18 protein-coding genes are annotated in these 16,046 nt (G+C 73.6%); 6 read left to right on the top strand and 12 right to left on the bottom strand.

The features are described from left to right. The first annotated feature begins 2 nt into the window (after positions 1-2). From ACSMHG_RS12880 to ACSMHG_RS12870, 3 genes are read left to right on the top strand one after another with little or no spacing between them, the layout of a single operon-like run. The gene (locus ACSMHG_RS12880) at positions 3-1,331 is read left to right on the top strand and encodes a nicotinate phosphoribosyltransferase (protein ID WP_435745610.1); all 1,329 of its coding nucleotides are present in this window, start codon (positions 3-5) and stop codon (positions 1,329-1,331) included. 33 nt (positions 1,332-1,364) lie between these two features. Beyond that, on the top strand, positions 1,365-1,940 hold the full coding sequence (locus ACSMHG_RS12875; protein WP_435745608.1) for a nicotinamidase: 576 nt from the start codon (positions 1,365-1,367) through the stop codon (positions 1,938-1,940). After that, positions 1,933-2,709, top strand: a complete 777-nt coding sequence (locus ACSMHG_RS12870) for an enoyl-CoA hydratase-related protein (protein ID WP_435745605.1) — start codon at positions 1,933-1,935, stop codon at positions 2,707-2,709. Before ACSMHG_RS12875 ends, ACSMHG_RS12870 begins: the two co-directional genes overlap by 8 nt. Before the next feature lie 116 nt (positions 2,710-2,825). Here the strand turns inward: ACSMHG_RS12870 and ACSMHG_RS12865 are convergent, their stop codons facing one another. After that, positions 2,826-3,356 (bottom strand): DUF1697 domain-containing protein, encoded by a 531-nt coding sequence (locus tag ACSMHG_RS12865; RefSeq protein ID WP_435745602.1) that lies wholly within the window; start codon positions 3,354-3,356, stop codon positions 2,826-2,828. 49 nt (positions 3,357-3,405) lie between these two features. Continuing rightward, complete coding sequence (gene hppD / locus ACSMHG_RS12860; RefSeq protein ID WP_435745600.1) at positions 3,406-4,599, bottom strand: 4-hydroxyphenylpyruvate dioxygenase; 1,194 nt, start codon at positions 4,597-4,599, stop codon at positions 3,406-3,408. 83 nt (positions 4,600-4,682) lie between these two features. Between hppD and ACSMHG_RS12855 the strand changes: the two genes are divergently transcribed. Beyond that, on the top strand, positions 4,683-5,159 hold the full coding sequence (locus ACSMHG_RS12855) for an Lrp/AsnC family transcriptional regulator (RefSeq protein WP_435745598.1): 477 nt from the start codon (positions 4,683-4,685) through the stop codon (positions 5,157-5,159). Positions 5,160-5,227: 68 nt separating this feature from the next. On the opposite strand, the gene ACSMHG_RS12850 is transcribed toward ACSMHG_RS12855, so the two are convergent. Continuing rightward, on the bottom strand, positions 5,228-5,977 hold the full coding sequence (locus ACSMHG_RS12850; protein WP_435745596.1) for an alpha/beta fold hydrolase: 750 nt from the start codon (positions 5,975-5,977) through the stop codon (positions 5,228-5,230). A 90-nt stretch (positions 5,978-6,067) separates the two neighbouring features. Between ACSMHG_RS12850 and ACSMHG_RS12845 the strand changes: the two genes are divergently transcribed. After that, the gene (locus ACSMHG_RS12845; protein ID WP_435745594.1) at positions 6,068-7,063 is read left to right on the top strand and encodes a helix-turn-helix transcriptional regulator; all 996 of its coding nucleotides are present in this window, start codon (positions 6,068-6,070) and stop codon (positions 7,061-7,063) included. 62 nt (positions 7,064-7,125) lie between these two features. On the opposite strand, the gene ACSMHG_RS12840 is transcribed toward ACSMHG_RS12845, so the two are convergent. The 5 genes from ACSMHG_RS12840 to ACSMHG_RS12820 all read right to left on the bottom strand — a co-directional run bounded on the left by ACSMHG_RS12840 (position 7,126) and on the right by ACSMHG_RS12820 (position 11,140). Further along, positions 7,126-7,794 carry an IclR family transcriptional regulator gene (locus tag ACSMHG_RS12840; RefSeq protein ID WP_435745592.1) on the bottom strand — a complete coding sequence of 223 codons (669 nt, stop codon included), beginning with the start codon at positions 7,792-7,794 and terminating at the stop codon, positions 7,126-7,128. 30 nt (positions 7,795-7,824) lie between these two features. Further along, on the bottom strand, positions 7,825-9,513 hold the full coding sequence (locus tag ACSMHG_RS12835) for a DEAD/DEAH box helicase (protein WP_435745719.1): 1,689 nt from the start codon (positions 9,511-9,513) through the stop codon (positions 7,825-7,827). A 131-nt stretch (positions 9,514-9,644) separates the two neighbouring features. Beyond that, on the bottom strand, positions 9,645-9,914 hold the full coding sequence (locus tag ACSMHG_RS12830) for a DUF3039 domain-containing protein (protein WP_435745590.1): 270 nt from the start codon (positions 9,912-9,914) through the stop codon (positions 9,645-9,647). 25 nt (positions 9,915-9,939) lie between these two features. Further along, positions 9,940-10,512: a YqgE/AlgH family protein gene (locus ACSMHG_RS12825; protein WP_435745587.1), complete on the bottom strand. Its 573-nt coding sequence runs from the start codon at positions 10,510-10,512 to the stop codon at positions 9,940-9,942. 70 nt (positions 10,513-10,582) lie between these two features. Next, positions 10,583-11,140 carry a hypothetical protein gene (locus tag ACSMHG_RS12820; protein ID WP_435745584.1) on the bottom strand — a complete coding sequence of 186 codons (558 nt, stop codon included), beginning with the start codon at positions 11,138-11,140 and terminating at the stop codon, positions 10,583-10,585. A 143-nt stretch (positions 11,141-11,283) separates the two neighbouring features. Between ACSMHG_RS12820 and ACSMHG_RS12815 the strand changes: the two genes are divergently transcribed. Further along, the gene (locus tag ACSMHG_RS12815; protein ID WP_435745581.1) at positions 11,284-12,024 is read left to right on the top strand and encodes a TetR/AcrR family transcriptional regulator; all 741 of its coding nucleotides are present in this window, start codon (positions 11,284-11,286) and stop codon (positions 12,022-12,024) included. Between the two features lie 25 nt (positions 12,025-12,049). Here ACSMHG_RS12815 and ACSMHG_RS12810 read toward each other — a convergent pair whose 3' ends face one another. The 4 genes from ACSMHG_RS12810 to ACSMHG_RS12795 all read right to left on the bottom strand — a co-directional run bounded on the left by ACSMHG_RS12810 (position 12,050) and on the right by ACSMHG_RS12795 (position 16,031). After that, a complete protein-coding gene (locus ACSMHG_RS12810; protein WP_435745579.1) occupies positions 12,050-13,063 on the bottom strand; it encodes a DUF3048 domain-containing protein in 1,014 nt (337 codons plus the stop codon). Positions 13,064-13,300: 237 nt separating this feature from the next. Beyond that, on the bottom strand, positions 13,301-14,068 hold the full coding sequence (locus ACSMHG_RS12805; protein WP_435745576.1) for an SDR family NAD(P)-dependent oxidoreductase: 768 nt from the start codon (positions 14,066-14,068) through the stop codon (positions 13,301-13,303). A 95-nt stretch (positions 14,069-14,163) separates the two neighbouring features. After that, complete coding sequence (locus ACSMHG_RS12800) at positions 14,164-14,601, bottom strand: HIT family protein (RefSeq protein WP_435745574.1); 438 nt, start codon at positions 14,599-14,601, stop codon at positions 14,164-14,166. Continuing rightward, positions 14,601-16,031: a M15 family metallopeptidase gene (locus tag ACSMHG_RS12795; protein ID WP_435745572.1), complete on the bottom strand. Its 1,431-nt coding sequence runs from the start codon at positions 16,029-16,031 to the stop codon at positions 14,601-14,603. The genes ACSMHG_RS12800 and ACSMHG_RS12795 overlap by 1 nt, the downstream gene beginning before the upstream one ends. Positions 16,032-16,046 lie beyond the last annotated feature (15 nt).

The raw sequence follows: 16,046 nt of genomic DNA, 5'->3' as shown, positions 1-16,046 counted from the left end.
CCGTGACCTCCACCGTCGCCTCCACCGCGCTCCTGACCGACCACTACGAGCTGACCATGCTGCAGGCCGCCCTGGCTGCCGGCACGGCGCACCGTCGATCGGTGTTCGAGCTGTTCCCCCGCCGGCTGCCGGAGGGGCGCCGGTACGGCGTGGTGGCCGGCGTCGGCCGGGCCCTCGACGCGATCGAGGCGTTTCGCTTCGACGACGAGGTGCTGGCGGTCCTCGAGGACGTGGTCGACGCGCCCACGCGGGAGTGGCTGGCGTCGTACCGCTTCTCCGGCGACGTGTGGGGCTACGCCGAGGGCGAGACCTACTTCCCCGGCTCCCCGCTGGTGGTGGTCGAGTCGACCTTCGCCGAGGCGGTCCTGCTCGAGACCGTCCTGCTGTCGATCTACAACCACGACTCCGCGATCGCGTCGGCCGCCTCCCGGATGACGATGGTCTCCTGCGAGCGGCCCTGCCTGGAGATGGGCTCGCGCCGCACCCACGAGGAGGCGGCGGTAGCGGCCGCGCGGGCGGCGTACGTCGCGGGCTTCGCCGGGACCTCGAACCTCGCGGCCCGGCAGCGGTACGGCGTGCCGACCTCCGGCACCTCCGCCCACAGCTTTACCCTGCTCCACGACACCGAGGCCGACGCCTTCCGGGCGCAGGTCGACTCGCTCGGCGCCGGCACGACGCTGCTCGTCGACACCTACGACATCGCCGAGGCGGTGCGGCTGGCCGTGGAGGTGGCCGGCACCGACCTGGGCGCGGTGCGGCTGGACTCCGGCGACCTCGCCGTCCACGCCCACCAGGTCCGCGACCAGCTGGACTCCCTCGGCGCGACGAGCACGCGGATCATCGTCACCAGCGACCTCGACGAGCACGCGATCGCGGCGCTCGCCGCGGCTCCGGTGGACGGCTACGGCGTCGGCACCCAGCTGGTGACCGGCTCCGGCCACCCGACGAGCGGCTTCGTCTACAAGCTCGTCGCGCGCGAGGGCGACGGCGGCGCGATGGTGCCGGTGGCGAAGAAGAGCGCCGACAAGGCGTCGTACGGCGGGCGGAAGTACGCCCTGCGCCGGCGGGACGCCGCCGGGGTCGCCGAGGCGGAGGTCGTCGGCACGGGGCAGGTCCCGGCGGACGACGGCAACCACTTCGACAGGCTCGACAGGCTCAGGGCAAGCGACCGCGAGCTGCTCGTGCCGCTGGTCCGTGACGGCGAGGTCGTCGGCCGCGAGCCGCTCGAGGAGGCTCGGGAGCGGCACGCCCGCAGCCGCGACGAGCTGCCCGTCGCCGCCCAGCAGATGTCCCGGGGCGAGCCGGTGATCCCCACGATCCGGCTGGGCTGACCGAGGTCCGACCCGGCGCGCTAGCCTCGGCCCATGACGCGGGCCCTGATCGTCGTCGACGTCCAGAACGACTTCTGCGAGGGCGGCTCCCTGCCCGTCACCGGCGGCGCGCAGGTCGCCGCCGACGTGACCGCCGTGCTGCGCTCCTGGTCGGACCGGGCCGCCGACGCGCCGGACTGGTCGCACGTCGTCGCCACCAAGGACCACCACCGCAACCCCGGCGACCACTGGTCCGACGACCCGGACTACGTCACCTCCTGGCCGGTCCACTGCGAGGTCGGCACCGAGGGCGAGGAGTTCCACCCCGCGCTCGACCCGGCGCCGTTCGAGGCGGTCTTCCGCAAGGGCGAGCACGCCGCGGCGTACTCCGGCTTCGAGGGGGCCGCCGAGGACGGCACCGGCCTCGCCGCCTGGCTGCGCGACCGCGGCGTCACCGCGGTCGACGTCTGCGGCATCGCCACCGACCACTGCGTCCGCGCCACGGCCCTCGACGCTGCTGCGAACGGCTTCGCCACCACCGTCCTGCTCGGGCTGTGCGCCGGCGTCGCGCCCGCGACGACCGAGGCGGCGCTGGCCGAGCTCCGCGAGGCAGGCGTCCGCGTTGCCTGAGACCACCGAGGAGGCGATCACCACCGAGCTCGCCGACGGCGTGCTGCGGGTGACGATGAACCGCCCGGCCGTGCTCAACGCCCTGGACCCGGAGATGCCGGTCCGGATGGCCGAGCTGCTCGAGGGCGCCACCGCCCGCGACGAGGTGCGGGTGGTCGTGCTCACCGGCGCGGGGCGGGCCTTCAGCACGGGCGCCGACATCTCCGGCGACTACACCATCGACGACACCTCGATGGAGGTCGCGAACCGCTGGATCCGGGCGATCACGGCCTGCCCGAAGCCGGTCGTCGCCGCGGTGAACGGCGTGGCCGCGGGCGTCAGCTGCTCGGCCGCCCTCGCCTGCGACCTGGTCGTCGCCGCGGAGTCCGCGTCGTTCCTGCTGCCCTTCGCGAAGGTCGGGTTGATGGTCGACGGCGGGGCGTCGGCGACCGTCGCGGCGGCCGTCGGCCGTGCCCGCGCGATGCGGATGGCGCTGCTCGCCGAGCCGCTCGGCGCCCGCGAGGCGTACGACGCCGGGCTCGTGACCCATCTGGCGACCGACGACGACTTCCCCGGCCTGGTCGACTCCCTCGCCGGCCGGCTGGCGGCGGGGCCGCCGCTCGCCCTGGCGGCCAGCAAGAAGGCCGTCAACGCCGCGACGCTGACCCAGCTCGACCCCGCCCTCGAGCGGGAGCGCTCCGGTCAAACGGTGCTGCTCCGCACCGCCGACGTCGTCGAGGGGGTCATGGCCTTCGCCGAGCGCCGGCGGCCCGTCTTCCGCGGCGAGTGAGTCCCGGCCGCGTCGGGATGTAACGCGACGTTCGCCACTGTTCCCGCACGCTGCAACGTGCAGCAACAGCGGTGAACCTGTCGTTACATGACGATCGCCCGCTCGCCCGGACCGCGTCAGCACCACTTCTCGACGAGAGTCCGGACGACGGTGAGGTTGCGGTTGGTGGCGACGCCGAGCCGCTTCTCGACGGCCGCGTTGGTGAGGCGCGCCTGGTGGTAGCTCTCGCCGAGCATCAGGTGCACGGCCCGGCCCCGGACGGCCGCCACCTCGTCCGCGGTGCTGGTCTCCTCCAGCCCGCGCGCCGCCTCCGCCGACGGCTCCTCCTTGAGGAACGAGACGTAGTGCTGCCCCTGGTGGCCGAACGACGCAGCCTGCTCGGCCACCGCGCGCAGCTCCTCGGGCGTCAGGACGATCGTCGGCACGTCGAAGCCGGCGCGCGCGGCGAACGCCGTCTCCAGGGCGGCCTCCACCTCGCGGCGGTCGGTCAGCGGGCAGTCGAGGCGGACGTTGCCGGTGTTGAGGTGGGTGCGGACGTCGGTCCAGCCGAGCCCCTCCACCGCGGCGATGACCTCCGCCTTGGGGAACTTGCGCTTGGCGCCCAGGTTGATGGCGCGCAGGAAGGCGATCCACGTCGAGTCGGTCACGCCGCGATCATGCCGCGCCCGACGCCGAGGCGCAGGCGACGCCGCGCGGTCAGAGGTTGCCGCGTGCCTCCTGCTCGCGCTCGATCGCCTCGAAGAGGGCCTTGAAGTTGCCCTTGCCGAAGCCGAGCGAGCCGTGCCGCTCGATGAGCTCGTAGAACACGGTCGGCCGGTCGCCCACCGGCTTGGTGAAGATCTGCAGCAGGTAGCCGTCCTCGTCCCGGTCGACCAGGATCCGGCGGGCCTTGAGCTCCTCGATCGGCACCCGGACCTCGCCGATCCGCGCCCGCAGCTCCGGGTCGTCGTAGTAGGAGTCGGGGGTGGCGAGGAACTCCACGCCGTTGGCCCGCATGACGTCGACGGTGCGGAGGATGTCGTTGGTCGCGAGCGCGATGTGCTGGCAGCCGGCGCCGTCGTAGTACTCGAGGTACTCGTCGATCTGCGACTTCTTCCGCGCGACCGCCGGCTCGTTGAGCGGGAACTTCACGCGGTGGTTCCCGCTGGCGACGACCTTCGACATCAGCGCCGAGTACTCGGTGGCGATGTCGTCGCCGATGAACTCCGCCATGTTCGAGAAGCCCATGACCCGGTGGTAGAAGTCGACCCACTCGTCCATCCGTCCGAGCTCGACGTTCCCGACGCAGTGGTCGACCGCCTGGAACAGCCGCTTCGGGTGCCCCTCGGGACGGACCACGCCGCTGGTGCGGGCGACGTACCCGGGCAGGTAGGGGCCGGCGTACCGGCTGCGGTCGACGAGGGTGTGGCGGGTCTCGCCGTACGTCGCGATCGCGGCCAGCCGGACGGTGCCGTGCTCGTCGGTCTCGTCGTGCGGCTCGACGAGGACCGTCGCGCCGACCGAGCGTGCGTGCTCGATGCAGCGGTCGACGTCCGGCACCTCGAGGGCCAGGTCGACCACCCCGTCGCCGTGCCGTCGGTGGTGGTCGAGGACGGGGCTCTCCGGTGTCACCCCGCCGGTGAGCACGAAGCGCGCGCTGCCGGAGCGGAGCACGTAGGACTTGTGGTCGCGGCAGCCGGTCTCGGGGCCGCGGTAGGCCTCGAGGTCCATCCCGAACGCCAGCTGGTAGTACGCCGCGGCCTGGGTCGCGTTGCCGACGACGAACCCGATGGCGTCCATCGCGGTGACCGGGAAGGGGTCGGCGGAGGCGTCGTACTCGATGAGGCCGACCAGTTCCTTGAGCTGGTCGAGTGTCAGGTCGGCGCGGAGCTCGTCGGGGGTCAGCATCATGGACCACAGGCTGTCGGCGATCGAGCAAGGTGTGCAACAGTACGCCGCAGCGCTGGGCAACTTGCTTAACTGCGGAGGTGCCGATGGACCAGATCGACAGCAGGTTGCTCAGCCTCTTCGCGGCCGAGCCCCGGATCGGCGTGCTGGAGGCGTCCCGACGTCTCGGCGTCGCCCGCGGGACGGTGCAGGCCCGGCTCGACAAGCTGGCCGCCCGGGGCGTCGTGACCGGTTGGGGGCCGGACCTGTCACCGGAGGCGCTCGGCTACCCGGTCACGGCCTTCCTGACCCTGGAGATCCGCCAGCGCCCCGCCGAGCACGGCGGCCACGACGCCGTCGGCGCGCACCTGTCGGGCATCCCCGAGGTCCTCGAGGCCCACACCATCACCGGCGCCGGCGACCTGTGGGTCCGGGTCGTCGCCCGCTCCAACGCCGACCTGCAGCGGGTGATCGACCTCGTCCTCGCCGACCCGCTGGTCGAGCGGAGCTCGACGGTCATCGCCCTGGCGACCCAGGTCCCCTACCGCGTGCTGCCCCTGGCCAGCCACGCCCCCGACGTCTGACCGGGTATGTCCCTGCTGCGTGGGCCGGAACCGTGGGCCACCTGGCCCGGGAGCAGGACCGCAGACGCCTAGCAGCTGACCGAGTCCAGCACCTCGGCGAGCTCGGCCGGTCGGCTCACCATCGGCCAGTGCCACGTCGGCAGCTCGACGTACGTCCAGTCGCCCTCGACCATGTGCGCGAACATCGGCGCGTGGGGCGCCATCTGCCGCACCTGCTCGAGGCTGAAGGTGCACAGCACTACCGTCCGCGGCAGGTGTTCCCAGGCGCCGCTGAGCACGACCGGCTGGGTGGCGGTGCGCCACGGCTGCGGCTGCGAGCCTTCGACCAGTGCGGCCACGGCATCGTCGTCGACCTCGGGCGCCTCGGCAGCGAGCGCGGCCCAAGGCGGCGGCGGGAGCTTCCAGCCCTCACCGTGTGTCATGACCAGGTCCTGGTTGGCCGCCCTCGCGTCGGGTCCCCCGAAGTCGGCCTGCGCCATGCCGTCCGGCAAGGGACCCGAGTCGATGTAGATCAGACGGGCCACCCGCTCCGGCGCGCGGTCTGCCGCACCGGTCGTCACGAGGGCGCCGTAGCTATGGCCGACGAGCACGACGTCGTGCAGGTCCTGGTGCTCGAGCAGGTGCACGACGTCGTCGATGTGGGTCGTCAGGTCGGTCTCCGCCGAGGCGAGGTGCGCACGCTCGCCCATACCGGAGAGGTCGACGGCGTGGACGGCGTGGCCGCGCTCGCTCAGCGAGTCGGCGACGGCGCGCCAGATCGAGGCGCCGAGCCAGAAGCCCGGGACGAGGACGTAGTTGGTGGTGGTGGCGGTGTTCATGACCCGCACGCTACGGTGCTTTGCGGACAGTTCCCGCCCGGTATTCGTCATGGACAGCGTGGTTGCGTCCGAGCTGCCCCGAGGAGACCCGTGACCCGTCCCACCGCACGTGTGCTGGCGATGCTGGAGCTGCTCCAGGCGGGCGGGCAGCGCACCGTCGGCGAGCTCGCGGCGCGCCTCGGGGTCGACGAGCGGACCGTCCGGCGCTACGCCGAGCATCTCGCCGACCTCGGGATCCCGGTCCAGGCGCAGCGGGGCAGGTACGGCGGCTACCGGCTCTCACCGGGCTACAAGCTCCCGCCGCTGATGCTCACCGACGACGAGGCCGTCGCCGTCGTCCTGGGCCTGCGGGCCGCGGAACGCGCCGGGCTCGCCACCACCGACCACGCCGCGGCGGCGAGCGCGCTGGCCAAGGTGTCGCGCGTGCTGCCGCCGGCCCTGGGCCAGCGGCTCGACAGCCTGCTGTCCACCGCGCACTTCACCACCCCTGCGCGCGCCAGCGCTCCGGCCGGCGCCGACACGCTGCTCGATCTCGCCTGGGCAGCGCAAGCGCGACGCACCGTCGTGATCGCCTACACCGCCTGGGACGGACAGGAGTCGCAGCGTGAGCTCGACGTCTACGGCTTGGTCTTCCACTCCGGCCGGTGGTACGCCACCGGACACGATCACAGCCGTGACGACGTGCGGACCTTCCGTCTGGACCGCATCGCCTCGGTCAGGCAGGCCGACGGCTCCTACGTCGTGCCCGCCGACTTCGACGCGACGACGCAGGTCGTGTCCGGCATCGCGGCGGTCGGGTGGTCGCACGAGGTCGCCGTCGTGCTGCGGACCACCCTGGCGGAAGCGGGCGAGCGACTGCCCCCGAGCGTGGGACGGCTGAACGAGCACCACGACGGCGTGCTCCTCGAGACGCGAGTCGAGCGTCTCGACGGCATGGCCCGCATGCTGGCCGGGCTCGGCTGGGACTTCGAGGTGATCACCCCCGACGCCCTGCGCGACGAGGTCCTCGCCCTGTCCGACCGCCTCCGAGCCAGCGCGGTGGGCGGCGCCGTCGCCGGCACCACGGCTGGTCCGCGGAGTCCGTGACGACACCACCCGGCCACCCATCCCCAGCTCGTCACTGCGACGACCGTGCGGAGAGCGACAGATCAGGCGCCGAGCCGGCGCGCCATCTCCGCGGCGGCGCCGACGACGGCGGCGCCGGCGTCGCGGCCGTCACGGGCGTCGCGGGCGTCACGGTCGGGGTGCTCCATCGTCACGATGCCCACGCTCGCCTCCAGACCCGGGAGGCCGAGCACCGGGGCGGCGAGGCCGCGGGCGCCCGCCTGCAGCTCACCCACCGTCGCGACGTACGCCGGGCGCTCGGGATCACGGTCGCGGCCGAGGAGGATCGCCCGGCCCGCTGCACCCTGGCCGAGGGGATGCCGCGAGCCGACCCGGTAGGCGACGTGGAAGTCGGTCCAGGACGGCTCGACGACGGCGACGGCCAGGGCCTCCTCCCCCTCGGCCACGGTGAGGTGCGCGGTGCACCCGACCTCCTCCGCGAGCGAGCGCAGGACCGGGGCGGCGACCTCGCGGAGGACCGGCTGGACCGCGGCGGCGAGGTGGAGCACCCCGAGGCCGACCAGGAGCCGCCCCTGGCCGTCGCGGCGGACGAGGGCGTGCTGCTCCAGGGTGCTCACCAGGCGGTACGCCACCGTGCGCGAGACGCCGAGGCCGGCCGCGAGCTCGGTGACGGTCAGCCCGCCCGGCGACTCCGCGAGCAGGCCGAGGACCCGCAGGCCGCGGTCGAGCGTCTGGGAGGTCTCGGCCGGCACGGGGCCCAGCCTAGGGACCGCCGGCGGCGGTCAGGAGCTCTTCCGGGTGGCGGCCCACTCGCGGAGCCGGTCGATCCGCGCGTGCAGCTGCTCGGCGTTGGCCACCGCCGCCGCCGGGCCGCCGCACTCCTTGCGGAGGGCGGCGTGGATGACGCCGTGCGGCTGGCTCGTGCGGTGGTGCCACGCGCCCACCAGCCCGTTGAGCTCGCGGCGCAGGACGGCGAGCTGCTCGTGGGTGCTGAGCTGGGCCACCGAGTCGCCGGCGACCTCCGCCGGCGACGCGACCGACCGCTGCTTGCGGGCCCGGTCGCTCTGCCGCTGGCGCAGCAGGTCGCGCATCTGGTCGGGCTCGAGCAGCCCGGGGATGCCGAGGAAGTCCATCTCCTCCTCCGAGCCCACGTGGACCTCGCCCTCGTGGCCGAACTCGCCGCCGTCGAAGAGCACCCGGTCGAACCGGGCCTCGGAGCCGAGCGCCTCGAAGGAGAGGTCGAGCTCGTCGGAGGCCGCCTCGCTGGCGTTCGCTCGGGCGAGCAGGTCGTCCTCGGCGGCGAAGAGGTCGTCCTCGTCGCTGACCTTGCGGCCCAGGGCGTGGTCACGCTCGACCTCCATCTCGGAGGCGAAGCCGAGCAGCGACGGCACCGAGGGCAGGAAGATCGACGCGGTCTCCCCCTTGGCCCGCGCCCGCACGAAGCGACCGACGGCCTGGGTGAAGAAGAGCGGGGTCGAGGTCGTCGTCGCGTAGACGCCGACGGCCAGGCGCGGCACGTCGACGCCCTCGGAGACCATCCGGACGGCCACCATCCACCGGTCCTCGCTGGTGGTGAACGCGGCGATCTTCTTCGAGGCCGTCTTCTCGTCGGAGAGCACCACGGTCGGCGACTCGCCACTCACCTGCTTGAGCAGCTTGGCGTAGGCACGAGCGGAGTCCTGGTCGGTCGCGATCACCAGTCCGCCCGCGTCCGGGACGTGACGCCGGACCTCCGAGAGCCGCCGGTCGGCCGCGGCCAGCACGGAGGGCATCCAGGAGCCGGCCGGGTCCAGGGCGGTACGCAGCGCCTGGTTGGTGAGGTCCTTGGTCAATGGCTCGCCGAGCCGGGCGGAGACCTCGTCGCCGGCGCGGGTGCGCCACTGCATGTCACCGGAGTAGGCCATGAAGAGCACCGGCCGGACGACGTGGTCGGCCAGCGCGTGCGCGTAGCCGTAGGTGTAGTCGGCGACCGACCGCGGGACGCCGTCGGGCCCCGGCTGGTAGGTCACGAACGGGATCGGGTTCACGTCGGACCGGAACGGCGTGCCGCTCAGCGCCAGCCGCCGCGCCGCCGGCTCGAAGGCCTCCCGCACGCCGTCGCCCCAGGAGAGGGCGTCACCGGCGTGGTGGACCTCGTCGAGGATCACGAGGGTCTTGAACCGCTCGGTGCGGATCCGCATCGCCAGCGGGTTGACCGCCACTCCCGCGTAGGTGACGGCCACGCCGACGAAGTCGCCGGAGGTCTTCCCCTTGCCGGCGGCGAAGGTCGGGTCGATCGGGATGCCGGCGCGCGCCGCGGCCTCGGCCCACTGGAGCTTGAGGTGCTCGGTGGGCGCGACGACCGTGATCCGATCGACGACCCGCCGCCCCAGCAGCTCGGCCGCGACCGAGAGCGCGAACGTCGTCTTGCCCGCGCCGGGCGTGGCCACGGCGAGGAAGTCACGGGGCTGGTCGTGGAAGTACCGCTCCATCGCCGCCTGCTGCCAGGCGCGGAGCTTCGTCGCCGTGCCCCAGGCGGCCCGCTCGGGCCAGGCGGGGCTCAGCGCGGGGGTGAGGGACGGGTCCTCGGTCGTGCGGGCGGTCGGGCGGTCGTGCCGTCCGCTCACTCGTCGCCCGCGTCGTCGCGCATGTCGTCCCAGGCTTCCTTGCACTCCGGGCAGACGGGGAACTTCTCGGGCGCCCGGCTCGGCACCCAGACCTTGCCGCAGAGGGCGACGACGGGGGTGCCCATCACCATCGCCTCGGTGAGCTTCTCCTTCTGCACGTAGTGGGAGAACCGCTCGTGGTCACCGTCGTCGGTGGGGACGGTGCGCTGGTCCTCCCGGACCCGCTCGTCGACGGCGGTGCCGGTCCCGAATCCGATCTGGTTCACAGGAGGCAGCCTACGTCAGGACGGTTCAGTTGAGGTCCGGATCGAGCGGTCGGGTGGAGTGCCAGGCCATCTCGCCGGGCTGGCGGCGCAGGACGTCGCGCGAGAGCTGCCCGGTGTCGAGGCGGAAGACGTCCGCGGCACTGCCGGGTACGAGGTACCAGCTGCCCTCGGCGATCTCCGCCTCGAGCTGCTCGGCCCCCCAGCCGGCGTACCCGGCGAAGATCCGCAGGCGCGAGAGGCTGCCCTCGAGCAGCTCGCGGGGCGTGTCGAGGTCGAGCAGTCCCACCCCGCCGCCGGCCAGCCCGCCCTCCACGGGGCGGAAGCCGACGGGCACGTCGTCGGGCGCGCGCAGCAGCCCGAGCGCAAGCGCGCCCTCCGTGCTCACCGGGCCTCCCTGGAAGAGCACCTCCGGCTCCGCGGCCAGGTCGGCCCAGCCGCCGAGGACGTCGGCGACCGCGACCGGCGACGGCCGGTTCAGCACGACGCCGAGCGCGCCGTCGGCGTCCGCGTCGAGGAGGAGCACGACGCTGTCCACGAAGTTCGGGTCCAGGAGCGCAGGCGTCGCCACCAGCAGCATGCCGGCCCTGACGTCGCTCACGTTCCCACTATGGCCCACGACCGGCAACGGCCGACGGCACACGGACCCACGACCGGGCCGCGGGCGCCGCTCAGGCGGCGAGCGCGGCCTTCAGCCGACCGAGGCGACCACGCAGGGTCGTCCGCTCCGCGACCCGCTCGGCCTCGGCCAGCCGCGCCCGGACGGAGCGGGCGGCACGGGCACGCTCCTCGATCCGCGCACCGGTGGCGGCGGCCAGCGCCGCGCCGTGGCTGTCGTGGACGCTCGCCCGGCCGGCCATGATCGCCAGCAGGATGTGCTCCTTGCGGGTCGCCTTGGCCAGCGCCTCGGCCATCGCCGGGCTGGTCGGGTGCTCGACGTGGTGGTCGAGGATCGCGCGGATGCCGGGCAGCTCGTCCGCGACCGCCTGCCACGCGCGGACGACCGCACCCTCGAGGTCGACCGGCTGGTGCATGAGCTCACGCTCGATCCGGCCGGCGAGGCGGGTGTGCCAGCGCAGGGACAGGGCGCCGATCAGGGAGAGCTCGTCGCCGAAGGTCTCGGCCACGCCCTCGACGTCCATCGGCAGCTTGCCGTCCCGGCGCTCGTCGGCGACGCGGATGACGGAGCGGAGGATGTCCCCGCGGTGGTGAAAGGAAGTCCAGGTCATGGTCAGCTCCTTCTCGAGGCCTCACATACTGTGAGTACGTACCCAAGGTACGGAGGCATACTCACGGTATGCAACGGGCGGCGCGGTGTTCCTCGGGTGATCCTCGCCACCCGCCGGCCACCCCACGGCCCTAAACTGCCGGGATGCCACCGAAGCCGAGCGTCTCGAAGCTGGTGCCCAAGGTGCCCGGCGTCCCCGCCGTCCCGGGTGCGAGCCGGCGCCAGCAGTACTCCGCCTCCACCAAGCGGGCGCTCGTCGACGTGGCCGAGGAGCTCTTCACCGAGCACGGGTACGCCGCGACCTCCCTCGACGCGATCGTCGCCGGGGCGCGGGTCACCAAGGGCGCGCTGTACCACCACTTCAGCGGCAAGCAGGCGCTCTTCGAGGCGGTCTTCGAGCGCGTGGAGGCTGACGCGTCCCGCGCGATCCAGAAGGCGCTCCGGGGCCAGCGCGACCCGTGGGAGAAGGCCCTCGCCGGCCTCCGGGCGTTCCTGACGGTGGTCCAGGAGCCGCGCTACCGCCGCATCGTCATCCAGGAGGGCCCGTCGGTCCTCGGCTACGAGCGCTTCCGAGAGCAGGAGGAGCGCTCGACGTTCGCCAACGTCATCGACATCGTCCGCTCGGTCATCAACGCCGGCACGTGGGAGCTCGAGGAGGACATGCTCCAGACGTTCGGACGGATCTTCTTCGGCGCCATGTCGTCAGCCGGCGAGTCGGTCTCCAGCGCGGAGGACCCGGTCGCTGCGGCGCAGCGGGTGGAGACCGCCATCACCTTCATCCTCCAGGGCTTCCAGGCGCTCGCCGACGCCGGCGTGCCGCTGCCGGGGACCGTCGAGGACGACGACGGCGGCCCCGAGGACTCCGAGGAGGAGGCGCCGGCCTGAGCGGAGGCGATCGGGACGGCCGGGACTACTTCGCCCAGGTGACCGAGCCGTTCCCCTGCGGGACCAGCTCGATCCACACGTGGCCGGCGGGGACCCGGAGCTCGCCCTTGCCGGTGCGCAGCCGGATCGGCGCCCCCAGGCCGGACTTGGTCCAGGTGGCCCGGACGACCCGTCCGCCGTGGAAGAGCAGCGCCTCGCCCTTGCCCTCCAGGCGCGTCTCGGGCACCGGGTTGCCGGCCGGGTCGCGGTAGCCCGCGTCGCCCACCGGCACGCGGAGGACCAGCACGGAGTCGGCCGGGAACTCGTCCCCGGCCGCGGCGTAGCTGTTCTCGTTGACGTACCGACCGTTGCGGAAGGACCAGCTCGTGGTGTGGCTGCCACCGAAGTTCGCGGCCAGGGTCCGCGCCGGCTTGCCCTTCGGCAGGTCCTTCGCGCTCCCCCAGGTGAGGTAGTCGGCTGGGCGCGTCCCGCCGCCCTTGGCCAGGGTGGCCGTCTCGCGCATCCGGGTGAACAGGTTGTACGGCGCGCTCCGGTCGCTGGCGCGGTAGAAGCCCTTCGCGCCCTCGCCGAAGAACGGGATGCCGGCGCCGTTGATCCGGCGGATGGTGATCGGCGCCGCTCCGCTGGTCACGACCGAGGCGCGGACCGGGCTGACGATGCCGATGTCGCTGGAGCGCATCGAGCGCACCGGCCCGGCGTTCGCCGGGATCTCGGAGTAGTAGAACGCCGCCAGGCGGGTCATGCCGCCCTCGACCAGCTCCTCCACGACGAGGTCCGCCGACCCCAGGCCGACCTGCGGGGCGCTGGAGGAGGTGTTGTCCATCTTGAGCACCAGCACCGGGTGGTCCTGCTTCGCCGACGCCTTGCCCTTGACGGGCAGGCCGGTGAGCGGCCAGGTGGCCGCGATCGTCGACCCGTCGTCGGTGGCCTGCACCTGCGAGGACTGCGGCTGCGGTGCGGCAGCCTCGTCGGCCGAGCAGGCGGTCAGCGCCAGGCTGCTGGCGGCGAGGGCGGTCAGGAGGGCGCGGGTGCGGCGCACGGAGTGCTCCAATGCAGGACGTGTCGGGGGGGCGGCGTACCAGTGTGCGCCGTGCCTGGGCGGAGCGCCGAAAGACGCGCGGAAAATTGCCCGGGCACCGGTCCCTCGTCAGCGAGGCACCGGTGCCCGGGTGTGGCAGCTGGGACGCTGGGTCTCGACACGCCGGTCGCGACCTCGCAGGCTCGGTTGCGCGGCTCGCTCGACCACCACCAGCGAGGCCGCTGGCGTTCTCCTCGCTCAGCCGAGCTTGGCGCCGCCGTCGACGTAGAGCGTCTGGCCGGTGATGTACGACGCCTCGTCGCTGGCCAGGAACGCCACGGCGGCCGCGATGTCCTCGGGGAAGCCGACCCGGCGCACCGGGTTCGCCTCGGCGTTGAGCTTGCGGAACTCCTCGACGTCCATCTTGAGGCGGGCCGCGGTCGCGTCGGTCATCTCGGTGGCGATGAACCCCGGGGCGACGGCGTTGGCGTTGATGCCGAAGGGGCCGAGCTCGATGCCCAGCGTGCGGGTGAAGCCCTGCACGCCCATCTTCGCCGCCGAGTAGTTGGCCTGGCCGCGGTTGCCCAGCGCCGAGACCGACGACAGGTTCACGATCTTGCCGTACTTCTGCTCCACGAAGTGCTTCTGCGCGGCCTTGGTCATGAGGAAGGCACCCTTGAGGTGGACGCCCATGACCAGGTCCCAGTCCTGCTCGGTCATCTTGAACAGCAGGTTGTCGCGGGTGATGCCGGCGTTGTTGACCAGGATGTGGATCCCGCCCAGCTCCGAGACGACCCGCTCGACCGCCGCGTCGACCGAGGCGGCGTCGCTGACGTCGGCTCCGATGCCGACCGCCTTCGCGCCGCCGCTGACCGGCAGCTTCGCGGCGGCCTCGGCCGCGGCGGACTCGTCGAGGTCGATGATCGCGACCGCGGCTCCCTCCTCGGCGAAGCGGGTGGCGGTGCCGAACCCGATCCCGCGGGCGGCTCCGGTGACGACGGCGACGCGCCCGTCGAATCGACCCATGTCAGTGACTCCTTATCGGTGGTCGAGCTTGTCGAGACCCGGTCGTCGAGCCTGTCCGGACTCGGTGGTGTGAACGGCCACACGGTAGTCCAGCGCTACTCCAGCGCCGCACGCAGTCTCGCGGCGTACGCCGCCCGCTCGCCGAGGTCGGCATAGCGGTGCCGCGGCCAGAAGAAGCCGCGCAGCCCGTCGCCCTTGGTCCGGGGGACGACGTGCAGGTGCAGGTGCGGGACCGACTGGCTGACGACGTTGTTGATCGCGACGAAGGAGCCCTGGGCACCGAGCGCGTCGACGACCGCGGTGGCCAGCCGCTGGGCGTGGGCGAGGAACGGGTCGCGCAGTCCCGCCGGCAGGTCCGGCAGGGTCACCACGTGCTCCCGCGGGACCAGCAAAACGTGGCCCTTGAAGACCGGCCGCTGGTCGAGGAACGCCACGAAGGCGTCGTCCTCGAGCACCCGGTCGGCCTCGGCCTCCCCCGCGACGATCGCGCAGAAGACGCACGGGGCCGCCGTCCCGGCGGCAGGCGTGGGCATCAGTGGCAGACCTCCACGTCGCACGCCGGCGGCAGGCGTCGCGGCGCCGTCCGCCCCGCGCCGTACGCCGCGTCGAAGTGGTGCATGTCGGAGCGGCCGTAGGTCCACCGCAGCCCGTGGCTGCGCATCAGGGCGACGACCGGGTGGCTGCCGGAGCGCCAGGCCACGCGGGGGTGGCTGCGCGAGACCCACCAGGCGTTCGGCGTCCAGCCGTGGGAGGCGCGGTAGGGGTTCTCCCACGGGTTGACGTCGAGCGAGCGGCCGTAGGAGTGCGGCGACCGGATGCCGGGACGGCCGACGACCCACCGGCAGTTGAACGCCGAGGTGTTGTCGGCCGCCATGGACCGGTAGTCGTCGGCTCCCTGCAGCCGGCTGGACCAGCCGAACCGGTCGACGCGGTACATCGACCGGATCGGCAGCCGCCGCTCGTGCATGGCCGCGAGCGCGGCACCCATCCGGCCGGCCGCCGACGCGGCAGCGACCACCTCGCCGCGTCGGCGGTAGCCGTCGAAGTCCCAGTAGTTGACCCGGACCAGGCGCAGGCCCGCGCGGCCGACGGGGCAGCCGCGGTGCCAGCTGCGCCCGACCATCGAGGCCCAGACGCCGTCCGGGATGCGGCTGATCCGCAGCTGCGGTCCCTTGCCGGTGGCGAGGGGCTGCGGCGGCAGGGTCACCCGGGGCCTCGGCGCTCCCGCTGGCAGGCGTACGGGGCTCCCGGGCGGCAGGTGGTCGATGCGGAGCACGTCGCTCCAGGCCCGACCCGCCCAGGGCGTGCCGGTCGCGCGGGCCCGCCACCGGGTGTCGGAGCGGGTCCGGACCCGCCACTGCGCACGGCCCTCGGCGTCGGTGCGCAGCACGGTGGCCAGCCGCCACGCACCCGGGCCGACCCGGCGCACCAGCCGCACCTTCCCCGGCACCGGCTCGCCCTCGCTGGTCCGCCACCGGACCCGCAGGACGGCCGGGCGGCCGTCCCGGACGCGGGCGGGCCCGGTCAGCACGACCTCGCTGTCCCACCTGCGCAGCGGCACCGCGACGGCCTCCGACGCGCTGCCGGCGTACGTCGCGTCCCCGGCCCAGGTGGCGCGGAAGACGTTGTGCGCCGGGCGGCGACTGAGCACGGCCCGCCACCCGGCCCGGCCCGCCTCGTCGGTCCGTGCCGTGCCGAACGGCGTCCACGCTCCCCCGGTCCGCCGCTCGAGCTCCACGGAGACGTCGGTGACGGGCGCGCCGTCGGTGGCGGTGACGAGGGTCGCGACCAGGTCGGTCGGGCGGTCGGCGTACCCGCGCTCGGCGGTGAGCGTGAGGCTCGTGGGCGCGGGAGCCGGCGGCTCCGGCTCCGGCTCCGCCGCGGCCGGCGGGCCGGCGAGGCCCGCCAGGGCCGCCCAGGCGACCGCCGCGGCGACCAGGGTCTTCCCGAGATTCCCGTGCATGCGCAGAGTGTGCCC

Origin of the sequence: Nocardioides ureilyticus (assembly GCF_051280745.1) — a bacterium.
Classification (GTDB): domain Bacteria; phylum Actinomycetota; class Actinomycetes; order Propionibacteriales; family Nocardioidaceae; genus Nocardioides.
This window is presented reverse-complemented; position numbering and strand designations above follow the sequence as displayed.

Excerpts from the sequence above, each read along its gene's own strand:
- ACSMHG_RS12875 (WP_435745608.1), top strand. The coding sequence starts at position 1,365 with ATGACGCGGGCCCTGATCGTCGTCGACGTCCAGAACGACTTCTGCGAG.
- hppD (WP_435745600.1), bottom strand. The coding sequence starts at position 4,599 with ATGATGCTGACCCCCGACGAGCTCCGCGCCGACCTGACACTCGACCAG.
- ACSMHG_RS12855 (WP_435745598.1), top strand. The coding sequence starts at position 4,683 with ATGGACCAGATCGACAGCAGGTTGCTCAGCCTCTTCGCGGCCGAGCCC.
- ACSMHG_RS12850 (WP_435745596.1), bottom strand. The coding sequence starts at position 5,977 with ATGAACACCGCCACCACCACCAACTACGTCCTCGTCCCGGGCTTCTGG.
- ACSMHG_RS12835 (WP_435745719.1), bottom strand. The coding sequence starts at position 9,513 with ATGGAGCGGTACTTCCACGACCAGCCCCGTGACTTCCTCGCCGTGGCC.
- ACSMHG_RS12820 (WP_435745584.1), bottom strand. The coding sequence starts at position 11,140 with ATGACCTGGACTTCCTTTCACCACCGCGGGGACATCCTCCGCTCCGTC.
- ACSMHG_RS12815 (WP_435745581.1), top strand. The coding sequence starts at position 11,284 with ATGCCACCGAAGCCGAGCGTCTCGAAGCTGGTGCCCAAGGTGCCCGGC.
- ACSMHG_RS12805 (WP_435745576.1), bottom strand. The coding sequence starts at position 14,068 with ATGGGTCGATTCGACGGGCGCGTCGCCGTCGTCACCGGAGCCGCCCGC.
- ACSMHG_RS12800 (WP_435745574.1), bottom strand. The coding sequence starts at position 14,601 with ATGCCCACGCCTGCCGCCGGGACGGCGGCCCCGTGCGTCTTCTGCGCG.
- ACSMHG_RS12795 (WP_435745572.1), bottom strand. The coding sequence starts at position 16,031 with ATGCACGGGAATCTCGGGAAGACCCTGGTCGCCGCGGCGGTCGCCTGG.